Below are 26092 nucleotides of genomic sequence, written 5' to 3'. Positions count from 1 at the left end.
CGGCACCTCGATGAACTGCGCCGTTCGGTGTAGTGCGCCCATCTTGTACCTCCGTCGCAACGGGATGATGCAACGCGCAGTCACTGGCGCATCATTGCAGTGCTCTACGGGCTCGTGTGGCTGGCACACGAGACAACACCGGCGCGCGCAGCTCGACTTTAGCGTTGGGCCAGAAGCCTTCCAAGCGCCTCCTCCACCAAGGCGGGAATCCTCGCCGAATCATCCAGATATGCGGTTTCGAGAACGCCGTCGTATAGTGCGACCAGCAAAGATGCAGTGGCGGATGGGGCTGCGTCGCCATCCGCCACCAGCAGTTTGCTGAATACGGCGTGAAACCAAGCACGCTGCGCCTTGATGGCTTGCCGAACGGGGCTCTTCGCGTCCGGGTATTCCGCGGCCGCGTTGAGGAATGGGCAGCCCCGATAATCCTCGCCGACGACGGCGGCGCTGATGCGTCCGAAGATCGCTGTGATCGTCTGGCGCGGAGGTTGCTTGGGCAGCTCTGACACAGCCTTCCGTCCCAATTGGTCCTGCTCTTCGATGTATGCGAGAACCAGATCGTCCTTCGACGGGAAGTGGTTATAGAACGTCGCCTTTGCGGCGCCCGCTTCGGCGATGATGCGATCGATGCCCACGCCACGGATGCCCTCGGCGTAGAAAAGACGAGTTGCGGTATCGAGCAGGCGGCGGCGCGCGGGGCTTGCTCCAGAATCGGTTTGCGGGGCGCTCTTGTTCATGTCGTTGACTCTAGCAGACAGATCTGTATGTTGAATATACAGACCTGTCTGTCTTTGAGGAAATTATGCAGACCAACGAAACGGCAGAAGTCATCGAGCAGTTCAACCGGGTATTCCTCGATCGCGATCCCGCAAAACTCAAAGACCTGATCGCACCTGACTGCGTGATGGAGTCTATTCAGCCGGCCCCCGATGGCACGCGATACGTAGGCTATGACGCCTGCCTTGCGTTCTGGGAGGCCCTCGCCAGCAACACGGTTGCCCATTTCGAAGTCGAAGAAACGCACGCACTGGGCGACCGTGCCACCATTCGCTGGCGGTTCCACTTCGGCGACGACCAGTCGCTACGGGGCGTCAACCTGATGCGCGTCCGCGACGGCCGGATCATCGAAGCGCTGGGATACTCGAAATTGCCGGGCCAGTCGGCTCCCCTGCCGGATTGACCCAACCGCCCGAGCCATTGGCCCCAGCAGCCGACTACGTCGAGCCCCCCCTTCCAGGGCGAGGCTCTATCTCACTCAGCGAGGAAGAAAGATGAACGCCGACAGCGAAATGACCCGCAAGCTCATGGAGCGTTTCAACACCGCTTTTCAGCAGCATCGCCCTGAAGACCTCGATGATCTGATTGGCGAGGGCTGTGTTCTCGAAAATACGGCGCCGGCCCCCGATGGAGCACGCTACGAAGGGCGTGAGGCCTGCCTCAATTTCTGGAAAGGGATTGCGTCCTCCGCGGACCTTGTTTTCGAAGAAGAGGACATATGGGCGAACGAAGACCGTGGGATCATCCGCTGGCAACTTCGCTGGAGCGAAGACGGAGCTGACCGGGTACGCGGCGTAAACATAATGCGCGTTCGGGACGGAAAGATCGTTGAGGGTCTGGGATACGTCAAGGCATAGGTGCACGCCCTCACCGCCCCTCAGCTATCCTGCGGGGTGGTCAGCGCGACGATATCAGGCAACCTCGGGCTGTAGAAATCCACTGCGGCGGGTGGACGGAGAGGCCGCCGCGTGCCGCTGCACGGCGAGATCAGACGCAGCACACGTTGTAGAGGCTTTGGCCTCCTGGCCGCTGCAACTTTTGCGCATTATGCGTGATGAGGCAAAACGAAAAGTTTTGCATCTCTAATATTCTCGATGTTATGGTCCGTTCGTGTGACCCTCCCGTTCGGCACGGTATCGTTGCTGGCAGGAGGAGACATAGTCCGGGGGCATAAGCATGCCGTTTAATCTGCCTCGCCTGCCGTTGCTCGCGAACCTGGATGGTTACCGTGCCGGCTGGCTGCGCAACGATATCTCCGCAGGACTTGCCATTGCCGCCGTTGGCCTGCCAAGCGCCATCGCCTACCCGGCCATAGCTGGACTGCCTGCCGAAACCGGCCTCTATGCCAGCATAACGCCGCTCATCGCCTACGCACTTTTCGGGCCGTCGCGCCAACTGATCGTTGGACCGGATGCTGCGACGATGACCGTGCTGGCCGCGGTTCTGACAACGGTTTTCGCTACGCCCGGCACCACGGTCGACCGCGTGACAGCCGCTGCGCTGCTGGCGCTGATCGTCGGTATCCTTTGCCTGATTGCCCGCCTCGTGCGGCTCGGTGTGTTGGCAACCTTTCTGTCACGTCCGATCCTGACCGGTTTCTTCGCCGGCATCTCCCTGTCCATCCTGGTTGGGCAGATCAAGCGGTTTACCGGCGTCAGCATCGAGTCCGAGGGTCTGATATCGCCGGTGGTCGAACTTCTGCGCCAAGCCGGTTCGATCCATTGGCCCACCCTGGCATTTGCCTTGGCCTGCTTCGCGCTCCTGCAAGTGGCCCGCATCTATCGATCGCCCATACCAGGACCGGTCATCGTCGTCTTCGTCGCCGTGCTGCTTTCCTTTCTCTTCGACTTCGAAGGGCGCGGCATGGCGGTTGTCGGCGACATACCGCAGGGGTTACCGTCGTTTACCCTGCCGCGCCTCGGGAACCTGCCGATTGACGCCCTACTGACGGGCGGAGCCGCCATCTTCCTCGTCAGTTTCGGCTCCGGTGTCATCACGGCGCGCAGTTTCGCGACGCTCGGTGGCTATCGTGTCGATCCAAATCGCGAACTGACAGGCTTCGGTGCAGCAAATTTCGCCGCCGGGCTGTTCGGGGCGTTTCCGGTGACCGCTTCGGATTCCCGTACCGCCGTGAACTTTGCTGTCGGTGGTAGATCGCAAATCGCAAGCCTGGTTGCCGCTGCGACCCTGATGGCCGTGCTCCTGTTTCTCGGCAACATTCTGCGCGTCCTGCCGATCGCAGCGCTCGGCGCTATCCTTGCGGCGACCGCACTCAGCCTGATCGACATCGAGGGCCTCAGGCGGATATGGCGCGTCAACCGGATCGAGTTCGTTTTTGCCCTGATCGCGCTCTGGGGGCCGATCGGCCTCGGCGTCTTGACCGGCGTGGTCATCGCGATTGCCGCGACACTGATCTATCTGCTGCTGCAGACCATGTATCCGCACGACGCGATGCTTGGCAGAATCCCCGGCCGGGACGGTTTCTACAAGCTGCATCGAGCACCGGACGCACGCCCGGTGCCGGGCTTTGGCGCCTGCATGATCCAGGACAGTCTGCTTTTCTACAACGCGGACTATGTGCGGGCGCGCTTGACGGCGATCGCCGACGAACTGCCGCCCCCTGCGCATTGGCTGGTCATCGATGCCAGTGCGATCCCGCAGATCGACAGCACCGCAGCCGAGATGCTCGGGGATCTCGCCGAGGAACTGAAGGCGCGCGACATTGCGCTCGGTACGGCGGAACTGCACACGGATGCCCGCGCCCTGCTTGAGCGAGCCGGCATCATCGAAAGAATCGGACCCAACATGATCTTCGAGGGCATGGAGGACGCGCTCGACGCTTACGAAGCCCGGTACGGCGAAAGCCAGGTACCGAAAGGGGAAGCTGTGGCGAACTCCAACGCCATGGGAACTGCACAAAACTTCGAAACGGGAGAGACAGATGGGAAAACACGAAGGCAAGAAAAAGAATAAGGACAAGAACGGCCCCGACAAGGTTGTCGAAGCGTCTGCACCCGCAGAAGAGCGATCATCCGGTGGCTACGCCAAGGAGCTCGCCCGGCTGCAAGAAGAGATTGCGCACCTGCAGGCCTGGGTGAAAAAGACCGGCGCCCGCATCGTCATCATCTTCGAAGGCCGTGATGCTGCCGGCAAGGGCGGCGTGATCCGGCGACTTACTGAGCGCGTCAGCCCCCGTGTCTTCAGGGTAACGGCCCTGCCGGCGCCGACGGAGCGGGAAAAGTCGCAGATCTACATGCAGCGCTACATCCAGCATCTGCCGGCAGCCGGCGAAGTGGTGATCTTCGACCGCTCCTGGTACAACCGCCCAGGTGTTGAGCGCGTCATGGGCTTCACCTCCGAAGACAGCGCCCGGCGCTTCCTCGAACTCGCGCCGCGCTTCGAAGCGGCAATGGTCGAAAGCGGCATCGTCCTGCTGAAATACTTCCTCGACGTCAGCGAGAAGGAGCAGGAACGCCGGTTCCGTCAGCGCATCGCCGATCCATTGCGCCAGTGGAAGCTTAGCCCGATGGACGTCGAGTCCTATCAGCGCTGGTGGGACTATACCCGGGCTTACAACGAGATGATCCGCATGACGGACACGGAGTATGCCCCCTGGTGGATTGTGCCGTCGGACGACAAGAAGCGGGCGCGGATCAACTGCATCTCGCACATTCTTGCCTCGATCCCCTACGAGCGCGTGAAGTTCACCGAGCCGGACCTCGGCAAACGCCAGAAACGACCGGATGACTTCGAGCACGACGACCACGTTCGCAGAACGGTGCCTGACGTTGCTTAAAGCGCATAAGCCCGCGCCGAAAGGCGCGGGCTTACCGAAACGGTCGATCGTTCCCTGAGCACCGGAAATGTAGTGCCGCCGCCGCCACCGCTCACTCCGACGCCGATGGCGGTGATGCTCAGGCCTTGTCCGGAGCCCAGTTCAGGAAGAACCCGACGTCGCCGGGCACGCCGCCCGGAAAGTTGATGATCATCGCCTTCAACTTGTAGCCTTGCGGCTTGCCGTGCTGCTGATAGCGATCGAAGAACTCCTTTGCCTTGCCCTGCAGGGTCTGCGGCCAGTCGCGGTCACCGCTGTTGATGGCGCGGCCGCTGTCGGTGCATAGCTCGGACGGGAAGCTATAAACCATAGCTTCGAACTTGCCGGCCTTGACGGCGTTCGTCACAAGGCGGCGAACGATGGCGATCTCCTCCTCGGTCACCTGCTTCTTGAGGAAATCTGCGGCGAAGTCGGCGTGTTTCTCTTCCTCAATCGTCCTCAATCGCCGATCTTTGTCCATCTCCTCCATTTCCCGCTGGAGGATCTGCATTCGGAGGTCCTGTGCACTCGGAGGTGCGCCGGCATTCTTATTCTCAGCCATCACGTCGATCCACTTCAAGCAAATGGGACCACTGTGACATCGGACTACACGGTTGCCGTGCGCCGCAAGCCAAAGACGTCCCGCAAGTACATCCAAGGGAACCCGATCGGCATACCAATTCGGGGACGAAGCATTTTCGAATATGAGCCGCCTCTTGTCCGAGGTCTCTCTATTTGTTGATCTTTCTCACTTCCAAACGGGATAGCCGATGCGGGCTAATCCCCCACAAGGCTATCCTAAAATACTACAACCGCAAGAGGACAGTGACAATTCGGAATGAGCGATGAAATTCGCCGAAACGCCGGGGCGATCGCGCTTCGCCGACACACATTTCGGCCAATCATTGGCACCCCACTACAAAGCAGTCCGATCCAGACCATTGCTTATCGCCTGTGACAGGCCCGGCCCCGCCGCAACACCAAGTACCTGGAGAAGCTTCGGGTCGTTCTCGCCAAGACGTTCCTCGATCCAGCGTTTCGTCCAGTCATAGGCGTTGACGTAAAGTTCGGAATGCCGGCTCCAATCCATGAAACCGATTGCGCTCGAAATTGGCGGCGAGACGAGCATGTCCCGCTCGCCGAGCATCACCTCCTCCGGCCTGTGTGCCAACACGCTCGCCGTGATCACCTGGATCACACTCGGAACCTTCGGCAGATTGGCACGACCAAACGGTGTGAGCATTCGCACCGCCAGTTCGGACGCCCCGGGAATGCTGTCATAGTCGATATGATGCCTCCTCGGCCCGTCGGACCCCAAGCTCACGACGACGTTGGGTCCCGTCTTGAGTTCCTTCATCTGCTCCAGCGGCAGATTGTTCATGATGGCGCCATCGACCAGCATGTCGCCATCGGCCGTGAAGAACGGCGGCAGGACGCCGGGGATCGAGCCCGACGCCCTGACGGCGTGCCAGAGCTTGCCCCTCCGGTGGACATATGCCAGCCGGCTGCTGAGATTGGTCGATAGCGCGAAAAACGGGAGCCAGAGGTCCTCAATCAGGCTATCGCCATATTCGGCCTGAAGCGTGCGGTCGAGCACCTTGTGATCAAGCAGCGCATACTGCGGCAGGGTGAGACGGCGAAACGCGCGGCTCTTGACGAAGATGAGGTGCGTACCCCGGTCGATTTCGTCGGCGTCCAGTCCGCTTGCAAAGCCAGCCATGATCGCGGCGCCCGAACTGGTCCCTCCGAGATAGTCGAAGGAAGCTCCTGCCTCGACAAATGCCCTGTAGACGCCGATATGCGCGCAGCCGAGCGAGCCCCCGCCGGCTGCGACAAAGCCTCTCGCCTCGCCCAGAATGAAACGGACCAGGCGTTCGAGATCGAGCTGGTCTTCCAGGGAAACGTGGTGGTGTTGGCGGACGCCGGGCCGTACGTCGAGCCATGCGGCAGTTCCGGAGACCGTTGCGGTGCGCTTCCCATGAACGAGCACCAGCCGAAGGTTGGATGGCGTATGGACCGAGAGCGCCAACGCTTCACAGGGGCTGAGGTCAGGCGGGTCGGAAGCATCGGCATACAACAGGACGTTGTCGGCCTGGCGAATACACACACGCGTCCAGTTGCTCGGCTCATCATCCGCAACATAGACAATGACATCGGCCTTGACTTCGAGATGGTTCAACCAATCCAGAACGGCTTGGTCGTCGAACGGCAAGTTGGCGAACCGGTCCTCGAGTTCTGTTTTGGCCAGAAAGATGATCCGCTTGTCCGGGGCAAATGCGGCGCGGAGCTGCGCGATGAAATCAGCTGAAATACGGCTGCTGCCGGCAGGAACAATTGCCAGCGTCCGAAGCTTGCAGGGTTGCTTGATCTGTGTTGGCGGCGGAGACTGCATCGCAAACCGGCGCGCGAGGAACGTCGTCACCGACTGGCGCAGGCTGGGCAGTGCTTGAGCGGCCCTCTCGAACTGGTCGTCGCGAATTTCGAGTACGATGGAATCGCGCGCCGCAACGACGGTCGCAATGCGCGGCAGCGCGGCAAAGAAGCCGACTTCACCAACGAGTTCGCCCTGGCCAATCTCGGCAACAGGCTCAAGAACACCCTCGCGGATTACTGTGAAGCGGCCCGACAGAACGACGAAGAAACGGTCCGACCGGTCTCCCTCTCGCACGAGAACCTCGCCGCGACGCAAGATCCTGCGGTCCGAGTTGGCGGCCAGGGCCTCCAGGGCAGCCAAAGAGGTCTGGTCGAACAACAGCGTCGCCGACAGCAGCTTGGCGGCAAGGGAACCGGTGGAGTCCATCGAACCTTCCTTGGTACAGGCTTATGTCGACATTAGCGGTTCCGAGAAGAATTGCCGAACGGATTTGCTGCAGGCCACCCTTGGTGCGTGGCTCGACGTACTCAAGCAAACGGATTCATTCTGCGCGACCCGACCGACCTGAAGTCCCACGGGACCGGCGACGCAAGTCGGCGGACCGACGCCCGTTCGATCGCGTCGCCTGGCAGCGATTGCTAGCGCTTGGTGTGGTTGTTGCTCGCCCGGTCCTGCGGTGCCACATCCGGCTTTTCGTGCCGCGTTGCCCGCGCCTCGAAAGAACCGATGACAAAGAGGACGGAGAAGGCGGAGGCGACGGCAAGGCCGGCGACGATCCAGTGACCGAAGCCCACCGCAATGCCGATAGCTCCGGCGAGCCAAAGGCTCGCGCCAGTCGTAATCCCCTGAACTTCACCTCTGGAAAGCACGATGGTGCCGGCGGCGAGAAAGGCGACACCTGCGGTCACAGCCTCCACCACCCGCAGCGGATCGATACGGACACGGTCGTCGAAGAGGCCGTTCAGCCGGACGCTTTCCAGCGAAATTATACCGAATGCGCATGCGGCAAGGCAGACGAGCATGTGCGTCTTTAGACCCGCCGGACGTGCCTTTGCCTCACGCTCAAAGCCGATGACTGCACCAAAGATCAGTGCGCCGAGGATTCGCGCCAAAATGATGGGATAGGGAATCTGTGAAGGCGGGAACAATTCAGCAGTGATCTGATCCATGCGGAACCAACGCGAAGCCTCCGCATTGGTTCCGCATGATGGCGTCGCGCCTCACCCAGTGCGCGGACGCCAGGAGCGGCCTGTCCCCACCCCGCTCCGAAACGAAGTCTGTTACTTAGTTGCCAAGTGCAGCCAGCGCGGCGTCCAGGCGCTCCTGCGCCTTCTTGGGATTCTTGGCTGCCTTCACGGCTTCGAGGTTGGCAGGGGCATCGCCGACCTGAACCACGCCGACCATGCCCATTCCGTAGTGCGGCGTGCACTTGACGCCGTAGACGCCGGGAGCCGTGAAGGTCACTTTGTAGTTTTCATTGACCTTGCTTTTGAAGGCCTCGGCACCATCGGGGATCATGCCCTTGATGGTTTCGACATTGTGGCCCTTGTCGGTCGGGATGAAGGTAACCGTATCCCCGGGCGCAACCTTCACCGAAGCCGGCTCGAACACCATGGCTCCGTCTTTGCCCTTGTTCAGCATGTGCACTTCGAAGTCTGCGGCGGCTGCAGGTGCTGCGACAAGCATTGCCGCGATGGCGATACCCAATCCGCTCTTGATTGCATTCAACATCGTCTTCTCCATTTGAGCGACCAGCCCGTGCTCGGGTTGTTCGAACAGAGAAATAGGCCCGCAATGTCCCCTCTACTTTGATGCGCGTCAAATTCGCGGTGCTTTTCCGCCCCTCATTGACATTAAATAGGATTCCTATGTAAATAACCACCATGAGCAAAGAAGCTGACAAAATTCCCTGTTTGGTCGACCGGATTGGCGACGGGTTATCGCGTGTGGCAACCGCCATGCGAAGCGAGGCCTGGACGGCGGCGGAGGCGATCGGTCTCAATCCGACGCAATTACAGATCCTCACCTTTCTCGTGGCCCGCGACCGGAACGGTATGCGCGTCAAGCAGATTGCCGCCTATCTCGGCGTCAGCCAGCCGACGACGACGGACTCGGTCAACGCGCTCCTGCGCAAAGGCCTCGTCGAGAAGCACGCCGACCCCAGCGACGCCCGGGCTCTGTCAGTCGCGGCAACGCTCCGGGGCGAAGCCGCCGTGCGCCAGGCCGGTCAACTGGCATCGGCGACCGAGGACGCCATCGCGGCGCTCTCCAAGCTCGAGCAGGAGGACATGCTGATGCATCTCGTCAAGATCATCCGCCGTCTGCAGTCGGCTGGCGCCATTCCGGAACAGCGCATGTGCGTCAACTGTCGCTATTTCCGACCCCATGTCTACGACGATCCGAAGGCGCCGCATCATTGCGCGTTCGTCGATGCCGCCTTCGGGCCGGCGGAGTTGCGCGTCGATTGCGGTGAGTTCGAAGGTGCCGACGCCGCGGACCGGGACGCCGCGTGGCGGATTTTCAACCGCGGCGCGGCCTGAAATGAGTTTGAAAGGAAACACAAGCGCCGGCAACCGAACCCGGCGAAAGGCCGAGAGAGCGGCCATGCTCTCGCCCCCAGCTTCAGCATCGGACTCCGCAAGCAACGCTCTCAGTACTGCGAGCGGGCGCCGATGATGTTGGCGCCGGTCCGACGACTGCCATCGGCGGACCGGCAATTTTCTCCCTCCACGCAAATAGAAAGAGAAAACCATGAGCAGAATTAATCTAGTTGACCCCAATTCGGCAACCGGCGCAGGCGCCGAGTTGCTTGGCGAGATCCGGTCCGCCTTCGGCATTACGCCCAACATGTTCCGGGCGGTCGCCAACTCGCCGGCAGCGCTCGCCAGCATGTGGGGTTGGTTCGGTGCGCTCGGAAACGGCCGCCTCGGTGCCAAGCTCGGCGAGCAGATCGCCGTTGCCGTGGCCGACCGCAACGATTGCCACTATTGCCTGGCGGCTCACACGGCACTCGGCCGCAAGGCCGGCGCGACCGCAGATGAAATGGCGAGTGCACAACGGGGCAAGTCATCCGATCCGAAGACGGCGGCGGCGTTGACCTTCGCCCAGAAGCTCGTAGAGGCACGCGGCAAGGTCACTGACGCGGACGTTCAGGCGCTGCAGGTCGCCGGTTACGACGATCAGGACGTGGTCGAGATCATCGCCCATGTCGCGCTCAATCTCTTCACGAACTACATCAATGTCGCGCTCGCCGTACCGGTCGATTTCCCCGGTGTGAAGCTCGTTCGCGAAGCAGCCTGACAAGGCGGCCGGACGGCATCACCGTCCGGCCATCCTCGGAGATGACAATGAACAGCAACTATCGGATGACCGCACCGGAACTCGCCGCTTCAACCTGGTTCAACACGCCTGAGCCGCTCAACCTCGAACGGCTTCGCGGACGGGTCGTTTTCCTGCATGCCTTTCAGATGCTCTGCCCGGCCTGCGTCTCGCACGGGCTGCCGCAGACCCAGCGCGTCCAGAGCGTCTTCCGCGAGACCGACCTTCAGGTCATCGGCCTGCATTCGGTTTTCGAGCACCACGCGGTGATGACGCCCGACGCGCTCAACGCCTTCATTCACGAATACCGGCTGACCTTCCCGATCGCAGTCGATCAGCCATCGGACGATGGGCCGATACCGAAGACGATGGAGCGTTACGGCATGCGCGGCACGCCGACGGCAATCATCATCGGCCGTGACGGCAACGTTGAATATCATCGCTTCGGGATCGAAGACGACATGGTCATCGGCGCCCGCCTGGCCTCGCTGCTCGCCGCACCAATCCCGGATTTCGCTGCCCCGGGCCCGGAAGCGCCCGGATGCACGAGCGAAGGCTGCACGATTCCGGATACCCCAGATGGACGCCGATAGAGGAGGCGAATGATGACTGAGAAGATGGCGGTCGCCATACGGCACGTGCATTTCGAGGATCTTGGCACCTTTGCGGAACCTCTGAGCGCGGCGGGGTTTACCATCGAGTATCGCGATGTCGGCCATGCAGACTATCTTTCGTTCGATCCGCTCGAACCTGATCTTGTCGTGGTGCTCGGCGGCCCGATCGGTGTCTACGAAGACGCCGCCTATCCTTTCGTCGCGGACGAGATCGCGATGCTGCAGACGCGCCTTGCCGCCGATCGACCGACCCTTGGCATTTGCCTCGGCGCGCAGCTGATCGCCCGGGCGCTCGGCGCTCGCGTCTATTCATCGAGCATAAAGGAGATCGGCTTTTCGCCGCTGCGTTTCTCCGCTACAGGCCTCGCCTCACCGCTCCGCCACCTCGCCGACGTTTCCGTGTTGCACTGGCACGGCGACACCTACGACCTGCCGTCCGGTGCGGACTTGCTGGTATCGACGCCGCAGATCGAGCAGCAGGCTTTCAGGCGCGGGCGCAACGTCCTCGGCCTGCAGTTCCATCCGGAGGCTGAAACCGGCGCGGCCTTCGAACGTTGGTTGGTCGGCCATGCCTGCGAACTGTCGGCCGCGGCAGTGAACGTGGCGAATCTGCGTGCCGATGCCGAACGGCTTGGGCCCAGCTTGAAACACGCCGCCGTCGCGATGATCGGCGCTTGGCTGGAGCAGATCGATGGTTGACCGGCAGCCCGTCGCGCTTGACGCCTTGCTTGTCGGCAACCTCTCGCCGATCGACGATCGCGGAACCCAGAGCGGTATCGACAAACATCCGATCTACGGCTCCGTACAGTTGGGGTCAACGGGCTTTACTGGCGACCATCAGGGGGATCTCAAGAGGCACGGTGGCGTCGACAAGGCCGTCCATCACTACCCCTGGGATCATTATCGCGCCTGGACAGACGAGATCGGCCCTCTGCCACTGTTGAAACGGCCGGGCGCCTTCGGCGAGAACCTCTCGACCCTCGGGCTGACGGAAAGCGATGTGGCAGTCGGAGACCGGTTTCGCCTCGGCGGCGCTCTTCTCGAAGTGAGCCAGGGCCGGCAGCCCTGCTGGAAACTGAACCGCCGCTTCGATTTGCCCGACATGGCGCGGCGTCTTCAGCATACAGGCCGCACCGGTTGGTACTATCGCGTAATCGAGGGCGGGCTGGTTTCGGCTGGTGACCGAATGCACCTCGTCGAGCGTCGTCATCCGGTGTGGACGATCGGCCGGCTCTGGCACTTCCTCTACGTCGATACGCTCAATCGCCAGGCGCTTGAGGAGATCGCCAATCTTGCCATTCTGCCATCCGGTTGGCGGGAGTATGCGGTCAAGCGCCTACAGACGCGCAAGGTCGAGGACTGGTCGCGGCGTCTCGATGGAGAGACCACGCCGGTCAACGGCTAGCGGCGCCGCCGACGGTCGTCATCGACCGTTGCTGGATTTCTGCCAAAGGAGCGGCACGCGGGCCGCTTCGCACCGGCTTGGTCAGCATGTCTGCAATCTGTTCGGCGACGAATATTGCATGATCGTTGACCTGAGGCAGGCCCATGAGTTCGCCGAAAGTGCCGCGTGCCAGTGGTCCCGCAACGATCAGCGATCGCTCCGCTGTGCCATTCGCCCCGATCGCGCGACTTTCCTCGTCGCAGGCGAGACCCAAACCCACATCATCCAGACGCAGCCATCCCTGTGAGGCAAGATCGGCAAGCCAGCCCTGGCTCGACAGGATGCCGGTATGAGCCGGGCCGGTCGTCACCACACAGGCATCAAACAGCAGGCGCTCGCGGCGGCCGGTGTGCCGGTGACGGATATCGACGGCAATGATATGGCCGCGCCTCTCGACCTCCTCGATCGCAGCTCCGAGAATTCGGATCCGCCCCTGCTCTTGTCCCGCCAGGATCGCTCCGTCGACCTGCGGCGCCACGCGAAAGCGGTGAACATCCCAGAAAGGCCGCAGATGACGCACGAGGCGGCGGCGTTCCGTCACTGGCAGGGCTCGCCAGATCTGGCCGCCCTGGCTGCGAAGCGCGTCGAAAACCCCATGCCAACTCGTGCCGATGTCGGCCGCGTCCCGCACTGCTTGCCGGACCCGCTTCAGCAATCCGAGCGCGGTTCGTGCTGGCTCGCTGGCGAAATCACCAAACAGCTCCTGGGGCAGCCCAGCATGGCCGCGCGACCGCAGGCCGCGGCGCGAGAGAGCGACGATCGGGCCGCAGTGATCGGCAAGCCCCAGGGATGCGATCACATCGGCCGCCGTCAGCCCGTTGCCGACGACCAGGACGTGATCGTCGGTGCGGATGCAGGCCAAGGCGTCGACAACGGTGGAGTCGGGCACGTAGCGCGGATGGCCGCATAGCGCCTGATCCACGCGCCGCGGCGCGCAAGGCGCCGGATGAGTGGTCGCGACAACAACGATATCGGCCAGCAGCTCCGTGCCGGCGGAACTCCTCAGCCGCCAACGGTTCTCGCGGCGTTCGATTTGCTCGACGCGCTCACGCCGGTGCTCGACCTTTCCACTTTTCAGGAAAGGGGCGACGAACTCGCAGACGTAGCGCCCGAAAACCGCCCGGCGCGGATAAAGATTGCCATCGACCGCCAAAACCTCCGGATCGCCGCGCGGTTCACCTTTTGACGCCATCCAATTGAGGAAATCATCTGGATCATCCGGGATCAGGCTCATGCGGGCCGCCGGCACGTTGATGCGGTGCGCAGGATTGTCCGTATCGTAGGCAAGGCCCGCACCGAGCCGCGCCCGCGGTTCGAAGACGATGATGGTTGCGCTGCCGCTCGCTGCGCTGCGCGCGAGATTCGCGGCGACAGCCGCCCCGGTGAAGCCGCCGCCGACGATAGCGATCACGGGTCGGCGCGTCGGTCCTGTCACGATTGGGAAACCTTCAGTTTCGGACGATGGTCGCCCGCGATCGTTTCACCGAAAGGCCCGGTGTTGATGGACGCCTCACGGGCCGGAACCGCATGGGCAAGCGGCAGGTACGGCAGCACCAGCTCGCCGAAACGGTAGGCCTCCTCCAGATGCGGATAGCCGGACAGGATGAAACTATCGATGCCCGCCTGACGGTACTCTTCCATGCGCACCCTTACTTGGTCGGGGTCACCGACAAGGGCAGTGCCCGCACCGCCCCGCACCAAGCCGACCCCGGCCCAGAGGTTCGGAGCGACTTCCAGCTTGTCACGTCGGCCGCCATGCAGGCGGCTCATACGGCTCTGACCAACCGAATCCATACGCTCGAACACCTTCTGTGCGGCGGCAATCGTGTCGTCATCGACATATTGTATCAGTTCGTCCGCCGCCTGCCATGCCTCCTTGGCCGTTTCGCGCACGATCACGTGAAGACGGATGCCGAAGGTCACGTCCCTGCCCTCGGCATCGGCGAGCGCACGGACCTCGGCGACCTTCCTGGCCACGTCCTCGACGGGCTCTCCCCAGGTCAGATATTTGTCGATCGTGCGCGCCGCGACCTCTTGTCCCTTGCCGGAAGAACCACCGAAATAAAGCGGCGGATGCGGCTGCTGTACGGGCGGGAACAGCAGCTTGCCACCCTCGATATCGAAGTGGTTGCCCTTGAACTCGACCTCGTCGCCGCGAAGCACGGCCTTGTAGATATTGAGGAATTCCTCGGTTACCTCATAACGCTCGGTATGCGAAAGATGGATGCCGTCGCCCTTGTTCTCGATCGGATCGCCGCCGGTGACAACGTTGATCAAGAGCCGTCCGCCCGAAAGCCGGTCGAGCGTTGCGGTCATGCGGGCCGCCAGCGTCGGCGACAGGAGCCCTGGCCGTACCGCAATCAGGAACCGTAGCTTGTCCGTCAGCGGAGCCAGCGCCGAGGCGACGACCCAGCTGTCCTCGCAACTGCGACCGGTGGGAATGAGAACGCCATAATAGCCGAGCGAGTCGGCCGCCTGCGCCACCTGTTTCAGATAGTTGATATCGACATTGCGGCCGCCACGCGTGGTGCCGAGATAGCGGCTGTCGCCATGGGTCGGCAGGAACCAGAGCACATTGATCTTTTCCGGGATATTTCCAGGCGCAGTTTCCATTGGCGAATGCCTCCTCGTGAAACTCTGCTTCGGCAGTCTTGGTCGCCACGCCGAATATTAAAAATATAAACTCTATAAAATTTATTGACAATGAAAAATCAGACGACCATCCTTTGCGCGAGGAAAAATTTTTCCCGCATCGACGTTTTGCGAACGGGAATTAGGCGAAAATTTCGAGGGATTGGCCATGACGATCGCGCTCGCCGCGTCTCCAGCATTCGACGCAAGTATTCCAACCAGCAATGGCTACGAACCGATCACGGCGCCTGTCCTGAAGGCCGCGATGCGCAATTTCTCAGGGGGTGTTTCCGTGATTACCGCCGGCATCGGCGATGACCGGACTGGTGCGACCGTCACGTCGGCAACGGCCCTCTCGGTCGATCCGCCGACCATGATCGTCAACATCAACCGGACGTCCTCGACCTGGCCGATCATCCAGCGCTACCGGCACTTCTGCGTCAACGTCCTCTCCCGCGAGCAACAGAGCGTGGCGGAGCGCTTCTCCGGTCTGCATGGCGCCAAGGGCGTCGCCCGTTACGAGGGAGCCGACTGGGTGCGACTGGCAAGCGGTGCATCCGCATTGAGCGGCGCATTGGCTGCGGTCGACTGCGAGGTCGAGGAAATCATCGAGCGCCATAGCCACGCCATCATCATCGGTCGGGTCGTCGCCATCACAGCGGGCTCCGGCGAGCCGATCGTCTACCACAACGGCCGCTATGGCGGGCTCGATCTTTAGCGGCATTGTTTCGGCGAGCGCACGAAGCTCCGCCGAAACGCCACAACTTTGGAATGAAGCCCACTGCGGGCCAGCGAATTGCGGAATAATTTATCTATATAAAATACATCTTTTTAATCAGCATTGTGACGAGGCTCCACAAGCGGGGCCAGGACCCAACCGTTGAGGAGCACACAATGACGATCCGCAGACGCACCCTTCTTGCCGCAAGCGCGGCCTTGCTTCTGGCCAGCCAGGCCACCTTCCCCGCTTTCGCTGCCGAAACAACCCTGACGATCGGCTATCAACCGATCGTCGAGCCGTCTCGCGTGCCGCAGGCGGATGGCACCTACGAAAAGGTCACCGGAGCCAAGATCACCTGGCAGAAGTTCGATGGCGGCGCCGACGTGATCGCCGCGCTCGCATCCGGTTCAATCGACATCGGCTATGTCGGTTCCTCGCCGCTCGCGGCCGCCGCTAGCCGGCAGCTCCCGTTCGAAACCATTTTTGTCGTCGGGTTGATCAGCGATGCCGAGGCGCTGGCGGTCAAGGGGATCGACAAGCCGGAGCAGCTTGCTGGCAAGAAGATCGCAACGCCCTTCGTATCGACCGCGCATTACAGCCTGCTGACCGCGCTGAAACACTGGAACATCGATGCAAAATCTGTCGAGATCCTCAACCTTAGGCCGCCGGAAATCGCGGCTGCCTGGCAGCGTGGCGATATCGACGGCGCCTATGTCTGGGATCCGGTCCTCTCCGAACTCAAGAGGACCGCGACCGTGCTTGCAACCTCCAGCGATGTGGCGAAGTGGGGCGGACCGACCTTCGACGCCTGGATCGTCAGCAAGAAGTTTGCCGAGGAGCACCCGGATATCGTGACCGGTTTCGTCAAGGTGACGGGCGACGCCTATGCGGATTACCGCGCAAGGCCGGAGAGCTGGAGCACCGGGTCGCCCGCGGTGGAGAAGATCGCCCGCCTCACCGGTGCGAAGCCCGAGGAGGTTCCGAACCTGCTCAAGGGTTACTACTTCCCTTCGCTTGAAGAGCAGGCAGGCTCCGATCTTCTCGGCGGAGCAACGGTGAAGGCGGTCGCCGAGACCTCGGCGTTCCTTCTCGAGCAGGGCAAGATTCCGGCGGTTCTTCCGGACTACGCCCCCTACGTTTCCGCCCGCTGGGCACAGGAAGCGGCCAAGCTCTCGTTCTGAGAAACTTCAATCGGCATGCTCGCTCGGTGCACATGGCCGGGCGTGCATGCCGACGTGCCACCCAGCCGGGAACAGCAGGATGTCCGTTCTTTCCCTCGATAATGTCACGCTGCGATACGCAGCGTCCGATAACAGGGCCGCGCCGGTTCTGGCTTCGATCAACCTCAAGGTCGCACGCGACGAATTCGTCGTCGTCATCGGTCGCTCGGGCTCGGGCAAGACCAGCCTTCTCAACCTGGCAGCCGGCTTCTTGGCGGCCAGCAGCGGGCGCGTCTGCGTCGATGGCCGATCGGTGGCGGGGCCTGATGCAGATCGCGCCGTGGTTTTCCAGGACGATGCACTCTATCCATGGCTGACCGCTGTCGACAATGTCGCCTTTCCGCTTCAGCTCCGGGGCGTTGCCAAATCTGAGCGATTGGACCGCGCGCGGATCCTCCTCGACCGTGTCGGCCTGCCGGGCGCAGCAAACCGAAACGTCTGGGAGCTCTCCGGCGGCATGCGCCAGCGGGTCGGTATTGCCAGAGCGCTCGCCTCGGACCCGAAGTTTCTGCTGATGGACGAGCCACTTGGCGCACTCGACGCGCTCACGCGCAGCCGGATGCAGAGCTTTCTTCTCGACGTCTGGCAAAAGAGCAACGTCGGTGCGCTCCTGATCACCCATAGTATCGAGGAAGCGCTGCTCCTTGCGACCCGCATTATCGTTCTCGCGCCCAATCCTGGGCGCATCGCCAGCGAGATCACAACTACGTTCGGCCGCGATCTGCTGGCCGGGGTACCGCTCGCCGAGCTCCGCAGTTCGTCATCGTTCCGGGGGCTTCACGACGAACTGACCGCCATCATCCATGCCGAAGACGAAGGGATCGCCGCATGAGTCTCTCCATCGAAAGCGCACCGCTGGAGTCGCATCAGCCGCGCGACACCATCGAGCAATCGGAACTGGGTACGGTGAGGTCACTGATATCGCTCGCCTGGATATCTCTGGCGACGATCGCTGCCTTGCTCGTCCTGTGGAGCCTTGTCTCCAGCTATGGCGTCGTTTCGGCACTGTTTCTACCCTCTCCGCTCGCCGTCTATCAGGCCCTGCGGAGCCTCACGGTCACCGGTTTCGTCGATGCGACACTTGCCCAGCATCTGGGCGCCAGCCTGTTGCGGATTTTCGGTGCGCTCGCCGTCGCAATCCTCCTCGGGGTGCCGGCAGGCATTGCCACAGGCACGAGCCGCGTCGGCAAAGGTATCCTCGATCCGATCGTGGAGTTCCTGCGGCCCCTGCCGCCGCTCGCCTACCTGCCGCTCGTGATCATCTGGCTGGGGATCGGTGAAGCCTCCAAGATCGCGGTGATCGCGCTGGCAATGTTGCCGCCGATCATCCTGTCCACGGCGACCGGCGTCAAATCCACCTCAAGCGATCATATCAACGCGGCCCGCGCTTTCGGTGCTTCGCGGCTGCAGGTCCTGCGCCACGTCATTCTGCCGAGCGCCCTGCCTTCGGTCCTCACCGGGACCCGGATTGCGCTGGGTGCAGGCTGGTCGACGCTGGTGGCGGCCGAACTGGTGGCGGCAACGCGCGGCCTCGGCTTCATGATCCAGTCTGCTGCTCAGTTTCTGGTGACCGATGTGGTGATCGCCGGCATTGTCGTCATTGCAGCGGTCGCCTTTGTCTTCGAGATGACCGCACGCCTGCTCGAGCGATGGCTGGTACCGTGGGCGACACGGCGCTGACGCCTTAGGATTTGCGGCCGTCAGGCGGTCTTAAGTGTCACGCGGTGGCGCGTGGCGATCAACCGCGCGGCCGCATAAGTCTGGGTCACAATTTCGGGCACCAGGTCGATGTCCGGTAGGCTGCCGACGCCGAGCGGTCCGATCGCATAGAGATTGCGCGTAGCTTGGCCGCCCACCAGCGCTTCGCCGGCCGGGCTGACGGCAACCCCAAGGCTGAGCTCGTCCGGCTCCGCCAGGCCGCCGGCAAAAAGGCTCTGCATCAGCGGCGCCCTAAGGTCCGGCGCCGAACAGCGACAGTCGATCACCTGATCGGCGGTAAGCAACGTCTCCTCGTTTTCGCCCGCCCAGCGCACCAACAACCCGTCCGGGCGGCGCTTGCCTGCCCAGCCCTTGCGAATGGTGGTATGCCCACCGGCGAGCTCCTGCTGCAAACGCAGGTGCAGAGGCGCCGGCAAGCGGTTGCGGTGGCTGTCATAGATCGACCGTAGATGCCGGTTGAACCGGCGTTTTTCCTCTTCGGGCAAAGATTGCCAGAGGGAGCGTGCCCGCCGACGCAGGCCATTCATGGCCGCCTGCCAGCCAAGTCCCGCGGCTTCCGCCTCCGCGCAGGCCTGACGGACGAAGCGGACGATTTCGCCGAGCCGCGTCGGCATCGGCTCGACCGGAAATGTTGGTGCCGCCGCAAGGCGCGTATGCGGCTGCGGCAGAAAACCGTGCCGGGAAAGAATGGTGACTTCGCCGGCAAAACCGTTGTCGCGCAATTGCAGCAGACGGTCGACCACGCGGACGCCGCTGCCGAGCAGGACGGTATGACGAGGCACGACCAGGCGGCGGGCGCGCACCAGGGGCTTCTCCTCCTCGGCAACCTCCATTTCGCCCAGGCGCAGGCCGAAGCCGGTCGCCAGCACGACGGCGTCACACTCCACCGCTGCCCCCTCCTGCACCACAAGGAAACGGCCATTGGCCTGCTTGCGCAGTCCCAATACCGCCTGACAGGAAAGCTGAATCGAAATATCGGGCCTGCGCGTCAGCGCTTCGGAAAAGCGCTGATAAACGTAGTCGCTGAAGATGCTCTTCGGCACAAAGATCTGCTGGAAACCGGGAATGGCGGCAGAGACCGCCGCGCGAAACTCGGTATTCCCCAGCAGCCAATCGTTGAAGTCCTCCGGCTGGCCGGCGGCGACAGAAAGATCGCGCACCCGGCTGTTGAGGATCTCACCGCTCTGGGCAGCGGCCAACACCTGCCCGCCGCTGATCGTCGGCTGCGGATCGAAAAGATGGACGTGGAACGCCGTTCGCACCGACTTCATCAGCGCGATGGCCATCATCACCCCGGAAAAGCCGCGGCCGATGATGGCGATGTGCGGTTTGGCGTTGGCGCCGGCTCCCTCTGAAGCGGCCTTCGCAAACAATCCATGGACAGTCATCTGCACTCTCCCATGGCCGGTTCTACCCGGCAGAGTCTGAAATGCATGGCTGTTTCGGCTCGGACTGCACAGACCGACCCAGTTTTGAAAAATTGTCGCCCGCCTCGCGCAATCGCCGATCTGCGCCATTACAGTGGGGTCGGGAAAACATAACGACCGCCGCCGCAGCGGTCGAGCCCTTATCCGTTGTTCTGGTTGGCCTGGCACTTTTGTGCATGGTCATCCCTAGACGGTATACTCTATAAAGTTAGTGCGCTATTAGAGCGCGAAACGATCCCAACATCAAGTGCCGTGTGAGTGATCAAGTCGAATGGGCTCTCGATGAGGCATCAGGCAAGAGCGCTCGGGACGGGCGACCGATCGACGACGTCAGCTTCGATTGCCTGAACGCGCGGTGCATCTCGACGCGCGATGCCGTTCAACACCCGCAACAGATCGTAGCCATGCGACCAGCGACCGAAGCCACTGGCGATGTTGATATGGCCGGCATGCCCAAGATCGACGAGGCGGCTGCCCCATCGGGTGGAGACATGCCGCAGGCGATCGAAGGGCATATAGGGGTCGTTGAGGCTGCCTACGACAAGGCTGGAGAAAGGCAACGGCAGGTCGGGCATCGGCCCGAAATCGATGACGCCAGGATGCAGGCTATCGGTTGGCCCAAGATCGCAGGGCGCGACAAGCAGTGCGCTGCGCACTTGCCTTGCCAGGGGGCGGCGCGCCAAATTGGCGACAAGAACCGAACCGAGGCTATGAGCCACCAGATCGACGGTCCCGTGCCGGAGGATTTCGCGTTCGAGAGCGTCGCGCCAATGATCAAGCCTTGGCCGGTCCCAGTCGATCTGTTCGACGAGAACTGCATCCGGATGATCCCTCAGCCAATGGCGTTGCCAGTGTCCCTCGTCCGACCCGAACAATCCCGGAATGATGAGCGTTTTTGCCATGACATCAATCTCTTGCGACGATGACCCAGGAACTGCAACGACTCGTTGCAAGCAGATCCCATCCTGGATCAACTATGCGCAAGCGACAGACGGCAGAGAAGCAAGGATCACCTAATATCCATAAAATCGATAGTATTTATTTCTTTGACGGAAGTTCATGTGCGCGCGATCGCCGAAGCGGCATGGAACAATATTCGCAGTAGAGTGTTTCCATCGACGCGGCTCAAAAGCGAAATCAGTTTCCTTGTGACCCGTCCCAGCGTCAAAAATTTGCGTTGTTGGAGCCCGCGAAATTGTTAGTTTGGCGCCGAATGCACCGGCGCTCTGACAAGCCGGCCAACCGGCGACTTGACGATCGGTTTGGATAAGGGGATGGCGCGACCGTTTACGGTTGCAGGGCTGAAAAGGTGACCTGAAGTTGACGGAGCGACGCAATGGGAACCGCTGGCGGTTTCGCCAGCCGAGTGTTTTGCCTGGATTTGGGTTGTCGCTCGGGATCACGCTGAGCTGGCTGGTTCTGATCGTGCTGATCCCGTTGTCGGGCCTGGTGTTTCGGGCCAGCGGATTGGGCTGGGCCAAGTTCTTTGAGCTGGCGCTCGATCCGCGCACCTTGAACGCGCTGAAGATCTCGTTCGGCACGGCCTTCCTCGCGGCGATCATCAACCTGGTCTTCGGCGTCATCCTCGCCTGGGTGCTGGTGCGCTATCGCTTCCCCGGCAAGCGGGTGATCGACGCCATGGTCGACCTGCCGTTTGCGCTGCCGACCGCGGTTGCCGGCATTGCCCTGACGACGCTTTATGCCCCGAACGGCTGGATCGGCCAGTTCATCGAGCCGCTCGGGTTGAAGATCGCCTTCACCCCCGCCGGCATCGTCGTCGCCTTGATCTTCGTCGGCCTGCCCTTTGTCGTCCGCACCGTGCAGCCGATCATGGAAGAGATCGACAAGGAGGTGGAGGAGGCCGCAGCCACGCTTGGCGCCAGCCGCTTCCAGACGATCAGCCGGGTGCTTTTGCCGGGGCTGCTGCCGGCCGGCCTCACCGGCTTTGCCCTCGCCTTTGCCCGTGGTGTCGGCGAATACGGCTCGGTGATCTTCATCGCCGGCAACCTGCCCTACGTCTCCGAGATCGCCCCGCTGCTGATCGTCATAAGGCTGGAAGAGTTCAATTACGCCGCCGCCACGGCCATTGCCGCGGTGATGCTGGCGATCTCCTTTGCCATGCTGCTCCTCATCAACTCGATCCAGGCCTGGAGCCGGCGGAGATATGTCTATGTCGCATGATCTGACCGCCGGCGCTGGAACCATGCCCGCAGCCAGGCCGCTGCAGGCGGCAACTTCGGAAAGCCGCTTTGCCCGCCTGACGCTGACGATCACCGCTCTTGCCTTCGTCGCACTGTTCTTGCTTCTGCCGCTCGCCGCCGTCTTCACCGAGGCGCTGCGCAAGGGACCGGTCGAGTTCATCGCAGCGCTGGGCGATGCCGAGACCTTCTCGGCGATCCGCCTGACGCTGACGGTCGCGGCCATCGCCGTGCCGCTCAACCTCGTCTTCGGCGTGGCCGCCGCCTGGGCGATCGCCAAGTTCGAGTTCAAGGGCAAGGCCTTCCTGACGACGCTGATCGACCTGCCGTTCTCGGTCTCGCCGGTAATCTCCGGTCTCGTCTTCGTGCTTCTGTTCGGCTCGCACAGCCTGATCGGCCCCTGGCTGCAGAGCCACGGCATCCAGATCCTCTTTGCCGTGCCCGGCCTGGTGCTCGCCACCGTCTTCGTCACCTTCCCCTTCGTTGCCCGCGAGCTGATCCCGCTGATGCAGGAACAGGGATCGAGCGACGAGGAAGCGGCGCTCTCCCTGGGGGCGTCGGGCTGGCAGACCTTCTGGCATGTGACGCTGCCCAACATCAAATGGGGGCTGCTCTACGGCGTTCTGCTCTGCAACGCCCGGGCCATGGGCGAGTTCGGCGCCGTCTCGGTGGTCTCCGGCCATATCCGCGGCGAGACCAACACCATGCCGTTGCAGGTGGAAATCCTCTATAATGAATACAACTTCGTCGCCGCCTTCGCGGTGGCGGCGTTGCTGGCGCTGCTGGCGCTGATCACCCTGATTTTGAAGACGGCGCTGGAGATCCGCTACAGCGCCGAGATCGCCGCCAGCCGCAGGCACTGAAAGGTCAAACGCTATGGACGTGCGCGTTCACAATATCCGCAAGGAATTCGGCCGCTTCCCGGCGCTCGACGACGTCTCGCTCGATATCCGCTCCGGCGAGCTGATCGCGCTGCTTGGCCCCTCCGGCTCCGGCAAGACGACGTTGCTGCGTCTCGTTGCCGGGCTTGAAAGCCCGACCGGCGGCACGATCTACTTCGGCGACGAGGATGCCTCGCAAAAGACGGTGCAGCAGCGCAACATCGGCTTCGTCTTCCAGCACTATGCCCTCTTCCGCCACATGACCGTGCTCGACAACGTCGCCTTCGGCCTCAAGGTGCGTCCGTCGGGCCGCCGGCCGCCGGCGGCCGAAATCCGCAAGCGGGCGCTCGACCTGCTCGATCTCGTGCAGCTTTCCGGCCTCGACAAGCGTTATCCGGCGCAGCTTTCCGGCGGCCAGCGCCAGCGCGTGGCGCTGGCCCGCGCCATGGCGGTCGAGCCCAACGTGCTTCTGCTCGACGAGCCCTTCGGCGCGCTCGACGCCCAGGTGCGCAAGGAACTGCGCAAATGGCTGCGCGAGATCCACGACCGCACCGGCCACACGACGATCTTCGTCACCCACGACCAGGAAGAGGCGCTGGAGCTCGCCGACCGGGTCGTCGTCATGAGCAAGGGCACGATCGAACAGGTCGGCACCCCCGACGAGATCTACGACCATCCGGTCTCGCCCTTCGTCTTCGGCTTCATCGGCCAGTCGAACTGCCTCGCCGTGACGCTGCAGAACGGCGAGATCTGGTTCGAGGACCGGCCGATCGGGCTCAGAGCCCCGGCCGAGCCCGACGGTCCGGCCAACCTGCACTTCCGCCCGCATGACATCGAGCTGATCGACGGCTGCGGCGGCTGTCTTGCCGGCCTCGTCGCCGCCAGCCGCCGTGTCGCCGGCACCCGCCATCTCGAACTCGACCTCGGCCGCAACCATCCGCATGTCGAGATCGAACTCTCCCCCGAACGCGCCGCCGCCGGCGACCACAGCCGCATCGCCTTCAGACCCACAAAGTGGAAACTCTTCAGGGATAAGAGGCAGCAGGCCGTAGCCTCGGAGGCGAAGACCGAGAGCCGCCCGATCGAGATGCAGGAACCAACATTGGTTGCCCAAGCCTCCTAAGAAGCATCGGACATCGGGGCGTCCGTCTCAAGAAGTCTCGAGCGGCCAGACCTCTACCACCCCGTGGGCAACCGCGCACGGGGTGCGCGATACCATATCGATTGCCTCCGCCAGATTGGCCGCCTCGATCACCGCGAACCCTGCCACGGGCAGAGAAGACGACATGAACGGACCGTTCCTCTTCTCCATCTGCGCCGCGTTGGCGTTGCGGACCTGGACTGGCGTGCCGGCGATCCCCATCAACGCTCCTCCTGCTTGAAGTTCGGCGTCATGGGCATGCGCCGCGTCGCGGACGGCTGCCGGTGTGCGGTCGTAACCCGCACGGTCTCCATATCCGATCGTCACGAACTTCGGCATGAGCAACATCCTCCTGGCAATGGCATTCTACTTCCGACGGGCTAATTGACAGTCGGGCCGACGAGGCCTTCCGTGAGGGAACGCGGATACATTGGAAAAGTTGCGACGGATCCGATGTCCGCATCACAACAGGGAGGTTGCAATGCCGACCATCATCGCCCACCACAAGATCACAAAGAGTGCGGAACACTGGCTGAAGTCCCCAAAGCGCAAGGAATTCTTCGGTTCGCTCGGCGTGACAAGCCTTCGTACCTTCGTCGATCCTCGCGATCAGACGCATGTGGCCATTCTCATGGACGTTCCCGATATGGACACGCTGGCGAAAGCCCTGCAGGGCCAGGCCGCTGCCGACGCCATGGCCTTTGATGGCGTGGTGCCGGAATCAATCAAGATCCTGGTTGAATCATAGGGCACATTCGTCTGCATTCAGCATAGCGCTTGAGCGAGTTTGCCGCGGGATGGACGGCTTCCGCGGTCACTTGGCCATGGTCTGAGCCAGAGCCAACGCAGCAGGCTGGATTACCAAGCGGCAGATCGCCCTGCCCTACATTGCGGTACATATCCTGGTGAAGCCCGACATACCCGGGATACCTCTTCGAATGAAATTGAGATCGTCACTTCATGAACACAGAAGGAACGATCGCATGCGCCGCCGTATTCTCTCCACCGTTGCTCTTGCGTTTGCAACGAGCGTGGTCGCCTTCGCTGCTCAGGCGACAGATATCAAGAACATTGTCATCGTGCACGGCGCCTTCGCCGACGGTTCGGGCTGGCGCCAGGCCAGCGACATCCTTGCGCGACGCGGCTTCAACGTGACCGTCGTGCAGGAACCGTTGACGTCGCTGGCCGCCGACATCGAGGCGACGAACCGTGTCTTGGACCTGCAGGACGGCCCGACCTTGCTCGTCGGGCACAGCTACGGCGGCATGGTGATCAGCGAAGCCGGCCATCACCAGAAGGTCGAAGCGTTGGTCTATGTTGCGGCGTTTCAGCCTGAAAAGGGCGAGGACTTGGCAACGCTTGCCAGTTCGAAGCCGTCAGCGGCGATGAGCATCAAGGAAACCGCCGACGGCAAATATCTCTATCTCGATCCGTCAGCCTTCGCTGCGGATTTCGCCGCCGACCTTCCAAAGGCGGAGGCGGCCTTTGCGGCGCGGTCGCAAGTCTTTGCCGCAAAGGAGGTTTTCACTGCCAAGGCCGGCGATCCGGCATGGCGGACAAAGAAAAGCTGGGCGATCGTGGCGACTGAAGATCGCGCCATCAATCCGGAGCTTGAACGAAGCATGGCGAAGCGCGCCGGCAGCCAGGTGAGTGAAGTCAAGGCAAGCCACGCCGTTTTCGCCTCGCAAGCGCAAACGGTCGCCGAGATCATCGAGACCGCAGCCAAGGACGCCGGCAAATAGCCCGAACACGCCGCGCGTCTGCGTCCTGAGTGCGGCGCCCTTCCGCACTCAGGACAGCGGGCCTCAAGACG

Annotated in this window: 28 protein-coding genes; 18 read left to right on the top strand and 10 right to left on the bottom strand. The window is 62.4% G+C overall.

The window, feature by feature from the left end:
- Window positions 1–158: 158 nt before the first annotated feature.
- Window positions 159–737: a TetR/AcrR family transcriptional regulator gene (locus LAC81_RS33110; protein ID WP_223728832.1), complete on the bottom strand. Its 579-nt coding sequence runs from the start codon at window positions 735–737 to the stop codon at window positions 159–161.
- 65 nt (window positions 738–802) lie between these two features.
- On the opposite strand from LAC81_RS33110, the gene LAC81_RS33105 reads away from it, so the two are divergent.
- The 4 genes from LAC81_RS33105 to ppk2 all read left to right on the top strand — a co-directional run bounded on the left by LAC81_RS33105 (window position 803) and on the right by ppk2 (window position 4573).
- Entirely contained in the window at window positions 803–1180 is a 378-nt protein-coding gene (locus tag LAC81_RS33105; protein ID WP_223728831.1) for a nuclear transport factor 2 family protein, read from the top strand.
- Window positions 1181–1271: 91 nt separating this feature from the next.
- Window positions 1272–1634: a nuclear transport factor 2 family protein gene (locus LAC81_RS33100; RefSeq protein WP_223728830.1), complete on the top strand. Its 363-nt coding sequence runs from the start codon at window positions 1272–1274 to the stop codon at window positions 1632–1634.
- A gap of 319 nt (window positions 1635–1953) precedes the next feature.
- Entirely contained in the window at window positions 1954–3750 is a 1797-nt protein-coding gene (locus LAC81_RS33095) for a SulP family inorganic anion transporter (protein WP_223728829.1), read from the top strand.
- On the top strand, window positions 3719–4573 hold the full coding sequence (ppk2, locus tag LAC81_RS33090; RefSeq protein WP_192372340.1) for a polyphosphate kinase 2: 855 nt from the start codon (window positions 3719–3721) through the stop codon (window positions 4571–4573). Before LAC81_RS33095 ends, ppk2 begins: the two co-directional genes overlap by 32 nt.
- A 118-nt stretch (window positions 4574–4691) precedes the next feature.
- Here ppk2 and LAC81_RS33085 read toward each other — a convergent pair whose 3' ends face one another.
- From LAC81_RS33085 to LAC81_RS33070, 4 genes are all read right to left on the bottom strand, one after another.
- A complete protein-coding gene (locus LAC81_RS33085) occupies window positions 4692–5153 on the bottom strand; it encodes a histidine kinase (protein WP_113540574.1) in 462 nt (153 codons plus the stop codon).
- A 354-nt stretch (window positions 5154–5507) separates the two neighbouring features.
- On the bottom strand, window positions 5508–7391 hold the full coding sequence (locus LAC81_RS33080) for a patatin-like phospholipase family protein (RefSeq protein ID WP_223728828.1): 1884 nt from the start codon (window positions 7389–7391) through the stop codon (window positions 5508–5510).
- A gap of 212 nt (window positions 7392–7603) precedes the next feature.
- A complete protein-coding gene (locus LAC81_RS33075) occupies window positions 7604–8134 on the bottom strand; it encodes an MgtC/SapB family protein (protein ID WP_113540576.1) in 531 nt (176 codons plus the stop codon).
- Between the two features lie 115 nt (window positions 8135–8249).
- Window positions 8250–8696: a pseudoazurin gene (locus LAC81_RS33070; RefSeq protein ID WP_419195852.1), complete on the bottom strand. Its 447-nt coding sequence runs from the start codon at window positions 8694–8696 to the stop codon at window positions 8250–8252.
- A gap of 227 nt (window positions 8697–8923) precedes the next feature.
- Between LAC81_RS33070 and LAC81_RS33065 the strand changes: the two genes are divergently transcribed.
- The 5 genes from LAC81_RS33065 (at window position 8924) to LAC81_RS33045 (ending at window position 12302) form a co-directional block, all read left to right on the top strand.
- Window positions 8924–9505 carry a MarR family winged helix-turn-helix transcriptional regulator gene (locus LAC81_RS33065; RefSeq protein ID WP_223728827.1) on the top strand — a complete coding sequence of 194 codons (582 nt, stop codon included), beginning with the start codon at window positions 8924–8926 and terminating at the stop codon, window positions 9503–9505.
- Between the two features lie 211 nt (window positions 9506–9716).
- Window positions 9717–10265: a carboxymuconolactone decarboxylase family protein gene (locus LAC81_RS33060; RefSeq protein WP_223728826.1), complete on the top strand. Its 549-nt coding sequence runs from the start codon at window positions 9717–9719 to the stop codon at window positions 10263–10265.
- A 47-nt stretch (window positions 10266–10312) separates the two neighbouring features.
- Entirely contained in the window at window positions 10313–10876 is a 564-nt protein-coding gene (locus LAC81_RS33055; RefSeq protein ID WP_328717700.1) for a redoxin domain-containing protein, read from the top strand.
- 12 nt (window positions 10877–10888) lie between these two features.
- Window positions 10889–11596 (top strand): glutamine amidotransferase, encoded by a 708-nt coding sequence (locus tag LAC81_RS33050; protein ID WP_223728825.1) that lies wholly within the window; start codon window positions 10889–10891, stop codon window positions 11594–11596.
- Window positions 11589–12302 carry an MOSC domain-containing protein gene (locus tag LAC81_RS33045; protein WP_223728824.1) on the top strand — a complete coding sequence of 238 codons (714 nt, stop codon included), beginning with the start codon at window positions 11589–11591 and terminating at the stop codon, window positions 12300–12302. Before LAC81_RS33050 ends, LAC81_RS33045 begins: the two co-directional genes overlap by 8 nt.
- On the opposite strand, the gene LAC81_RS33040 is transcribed toward LAC81_RS33045, so the two are convergent.
- Window positions 12292–13776 carry an FAD/NAD(P)-binding protein gene (locus LAC81_RS33040; protein WP_223728823.1) on the bottom strand — a complete coding sequence of 495 codons (1485 nt, stop codon included), beginning with the start codon at window positions 13774–13776 and terminating at the stop codon, window positions 12292–12294. The two genes, LAC81_RS33045 and LAC81_RS33040, sit on opposite strands and share 11 nt — an antisense overlap.
- Window positions 13773–14954: an FMNH2-dependent alkanesulfonate monooxygenase gene (ssuD, locus tag LAC81_RS33035; protein ID WP_223728822.1), complete on the bottom strand. Its 1182-nt coding sequence runs from the start codon at window positions 14952–14954 to the stop codon at window positions 13773–13775. Before ssuD ends, LAC81_RS33040 begins: the two co-directional genes overlap by 4 nt.
- Before the next feature lie 187 nt (window positions 14955–15141).
- Here ssuD and LAC81_RS33030 point away from each other — a divergent pair, with 187 nt between their 5' ends.
- The 4 genes from LAC81_RS33030 (at window position 15142) to LAC81_RS33015 (ending at window position 18593) form a co-directional block, all read left to right on the top strand.
- The gene (locus LAC81_RS33030; RefSeq protein WP_419195853.1) at window positions 15142–15690 is read left to right on the top strand and encodes a flavin reductase family protein; all 549 of its coding nucleotides are present in this window, start codon (window positions 15142–15144) and stop codon (window positions 15688–15690) included.
- 176 nt (window positions 15691–15866) lie between these two features.
- On the top strand, window positions 15867–16874 hold the full coding sequence (tauA, locus tag LAC81_RS33025; RefSeq protein ID WP_223728821.1) for a taurine ABC transporter substrate-binding protein: 1008 nt from the start codon (window positions 15867–15869) through the stop codon (window positions 16872–16874).
- Window positions 16875–16953: 79 nt separating this feature from the next.
- Complete coding sequence (locus tag LAC81_RS33020; RefSeq protein WP_223728820.1) at window positions 16954–17745, top strand: taurine ABC transporter ATP-binding protein; 792 nt, start codon at window positions 16954–16956, stop codon at window positions 17743–17745.
- Window positions 17742–18593: an ABC transporter permease subunit gene (locus LAC81_RS33015; RefSeq protein WP_223728819.1), complete on the top strand. Its 852-nt coding sequence runs from the start codon at window positions 17742–17744 to the stop codon at window positions 18591–18593. The genes LAC81_RS33020 and LAC81_RS33015 overlap by 4 nt, the downstream gene beginning before the upstream one ends.
- Window positions 18594–18613: 20 nt before the next feature.
- Here LAC81_RS33015 and LAC81_RS33010 read toward each other — a convergent pair whose 3' ends face one another.
- The gene (locus tag LAC81_RS33010) at window positions 18614–20020 is read right to left on the bottom strand and encodes an FAD/NAD(P)-binding protein (RefSeq protein ID WP_223730391.1); all 1407 of its coding nucleotides are present in this window, start codon (window positions 20018–20020) and stop codon (window positions 18614–18616) included.
- A 329-nt stretch (window positions 20021–20349) separates the two neighbouring features.
- The gene (locus tag LAC81_RS33005; RefSeq protein ID WP_223728818.1) at window positions 20350–20961 is read right to left on the bottom strand and encodes an RBBP9/YdeN family alpha/beta hydrolase; all 612 of its coding nucleotides are present in this window, start codon (window positions 20959–20961) and stop codon (window positions 20350–20352) included.
- Between the two features lie 412 nt (window positions 20962–21373).
- On the opposite strand from LAC81_RS33005, the gene cysT reads away from it, so the two are divergent.
- From cysT to LAC81_RS32990, 3 genes are read left to right on the top strand one after another with little or no spacing between them, the layout of a single operon-like run.
- Window positions 21374–22240, top strand: coding sequence for a sulfate ABC transporter permease subunit CysT (cysT, locus tag LAC81_RS33000; protein WP_223730390.1), 867 nt, complete (start codon window positions 21374–21376; stop codon window positions 22238–22240).
- Between the two features lie 22 nt (window positions 22241–22262).
- Complete coding sequence (cysW, locus tag LAC81_RS32995; protein WP_419195907.1) at window positions 22263–23120, top strand: sulfate ABC transporter permease subunit CysW; 858 nt, start codon at window positions 22263–22265, stop codon at window positions 23118–23120.
- Window positions 23121–23133: 13 nt separating this feature from the next.
- A complete protein-coding gene (locus tag LAC81_RS32990) occupies window positions 23134–24261 on the top strand; it encodes a sulfate/molybdate ABC transporter ATP-binding protein (protein ID WP_223728817.1) in 1128 nt (375 codons plus the stop codon).
- A 27-nt stretch (window positions 24262–24288) separates the two neighbouring features.
- On the opposite strand, the gene LAC81_RS32985 is transcribed toward LAC81_RS32990, so the two are convergent.
- Window positions 24289–24618: a YciI family protein gene (locus LAC81_RS32985; protein WP_223728816.1), complete on the bottom strand. Its 330-nt coding sequence runs from the start codon at window positions 24616–24618 to the stop codon at window positions 24289–24291.
- 142 nt (window positions 24619–24760) lie between these two features.
- Here LAC81_RS32985 and LAC81_RS32980 point away from each other — a divergent pair, with 142 nt between their 5' ends.
- Window positions 24761–25027, top strand: a complete 267-nt coding sequence (locus LAC81_RS32980) for a hypothetical protein (RefSeq protein ID WP_223728815.1) — start codon at window positions 24761–24763, stop codon at window positions 25025–25027.
- 235 nt (window positions 25028–25262) lie between these two features.
- Window positions 25263–26021: an alpha/beta fold hydrolase gene (locus LAC81_RS32975; protein WP_223728814.1), complete on the top strand. Its 759-nt coding sequence runs from the start codon at window positions 25263–25265 to the stop codon at window positions 26019–26021.
- Window positions 26022–26092: the final 71 nt, after the last annotated feature.

It is taken from the genome of Ensifer adhaerens (assembly GCF_020035535.1).
In the GTDB taxonomy this organism is placed as follows: domain Bacteria; phylum Pseudomonadota; class Alphaproteobacteria; order Rhizobiales; family Rhizobiaceae; genus Ensifer.
Note: the sequence above shows the minus strand (reverse complement) of the source record. Positions and strands in the feature narration are given on the sequence as shown.